This window comes from Mycobacterium sp. (assembly GCF_036488105.1).
Lineage (GTDB): Bacteria > Actinomycetota > Actinomycetes > Mycobacteriales > Mycobacteriaceae > Mycobacterium.
This window is the reverse complement of sequence record NZ_DASXHW010000455.1, coordinates 1-2,045: the sequence shown is the minus strand read 5'-3', so window position 1 is coordinate 2,045 and position 2,045 is coordinate 1. Positions and strand designations below refer to the sequence as shown.

Annotated in this window: 2 protein-coding genes; both read left to right on the top strand. The window is 63.9% G+C overall.

Translation table 11 applies throughout. The features are described 5' to 3' along the window. The coding region (locus tag VGH54_RS23980) for a hypothetical protein (protein WP_331514616.1) at positions 1-596 on the top strand (596 nt) is incomplete at its 5' end. 135 nt (positions 597-731) lie between these two features. Further along, a partial coding sequence (gene lepA, locus VGH54_RS23975; protein WP_331514617.1) for a translation elongation factor 4 occupies positions 732-2,045 on the top strand: 1,314 nt, incomplete at its 3' end.

Here is a 2,045-nt window from a genome sequence, read left to right as displayed (position 1 = left end):
AATCATTGAAAGGTATGACCTTGAACATGCGCAAAATTGCTGTGGTCGGCGGCTTCGCGGTCGGAGCAGCACTGACATTCGCGCCGCTTGCGGCCGCGACTCCAACCGACCCGCTCATCAGCGTTGTCGGCAGTGAAGAGTCGTTTTTGAACTCACTCTTCGTGAGCGACGCCTCACTCGCCGGCGTCCCCAGCACCGACTACACGCTAGTCAACGGGTACGACACGATTCTGCCGCAGGACATTGCGACCGTGCAGGGCACTGGCACCACTCCGTTCGACTACCTGATCTACGGGGTCAACCCGACCGCAGCTGGCCTCGCCACTGACCCGGGTTCCTACAACGTGCTCAACGGCGCGTTGACCGAGTGGTCCGACGCCTACAACGTCGAGCTGTACTCGCTGCTGAACCCCTCTGCCGCGATCGACACGATCCCAGCCACCGACCTGATCGGATCGACGGAGACGATCCAAGATGCGTTTGCCAACGGCACCGGCTCCGTCTCGGACGTCGCCACCTACTTCTACGAGTTCGGCGCGAACGACCTGGCCGGTTACCTTGACCTGCCGGCGTTCTTCCCGGCGTTGGTCCCCTAGATAGAGTCATCGCTCCGCAACGAACCCCCGGAGGATCGCTCCGGGGGTTTCGTTTTGGCCAGCCCGTCCCGCGATTGTGCTGCGGCGCCCGTCTCTGGATACCCTGGTGGGGCCTAAGCCCGGCTTCAGCAGGAGATTCCCATCAGCAGTTTCGCCGACAAGACTTTCACCGCGCCGGCGCAGATTCGGAACTTCTGCATCATCGCCCACATCGACCACGGCAAGTCCACGCTGGCCGACCGCATGTTGCAGCTCACCGGAGTCGTCGACGAGCGGTCGATGCGCGCGCAGTACCTCGACCGGATGGACATCGAGCGCGAGCGCGGCATCACCATCAAGGCGCAGAACGTTCGGCTGCCGTGGAACGTTGACGGCACCGACTACGTCCTGCACCTGATCGACACCCCGGGCCACGTCGACTTCACCTACGAAGTTTCGCGCGCGCTGGAGGCATGCGAGGGTGCAGTGCTGCTGGTCGACGCCGCCCAGGGCATCGAGGCGCAGACGCTGGCCAACCTGTACCTGGCACTCGACCGCGACCTGCACATCATTCCGGTGCTCAACAAAATCGACCTGCCCGCCGCCGACCCCGACCGCTACGCCGGCGAGATCGCCCACATCATCGGGTGCGAGCCGAGCGACGTCCTGCGGGTCTCGGGCAAGACAGGGGAGGGCGTCGCCGACCTGCTCGACCACGTGGTGCGCGAAGTGCCGCCACCCACCGGCGACGCGAAAGCGCCTACGCGCGCAATGATTTTCGACTCCGTCTACGACATCTACCGCGGGGTAGTGACCTATGTGCGGGTGATCGATGGCAAGATCACGCCGCGCGAGAAGGTCACGATGATGTCCACCGGCTCCACCCATGAGCTGCTGGAAGTCGGCATTGTCTCGCCCGAGCCGAAAGCATCGGACGGCCTCGGCGTGGGGGAGGTCGGTTATCTGATCACCGGTGTCAAGGATGTCCGCCAATCCAAGGTCGGCGACACCGTCACCTCCGCGCGGCACGGCGCAACGGAGCCGCTGACCGGGTATCGCGAACCAAGGCCGATGGTCTACTCGGGGCTTTATCCCGTGGACGGCTCGGACTATCCCGACCTGCGTGACGCGTTGGAGCGGCTGCAACTCAACGACGCCGCACTGACCTACGAGCCGGAGACATCGGTGGCGTTGGGCTTCGGCTACCGGTGCGGATTCCTCGGTCTGCTGCACATGGAGATCACCCGCGAACGCCTGGAACGCGAGTTCGACCTCGACCTCATCTCGACATCACCCAACGTGGTCTACCGAGTGGAGAAGGAAGACAATTCCGAACTCGTCGTCACCAACCCGTCGGACTGGCCCGAAGGCAAGGTCCGCGCCGTGTACGAGCCCATCGTCAAGACCACGATCATCGCGCCCAGCGAATTCATCGGCACGATCATGGAGCTCTGCCAGTCCCGGCGCGGC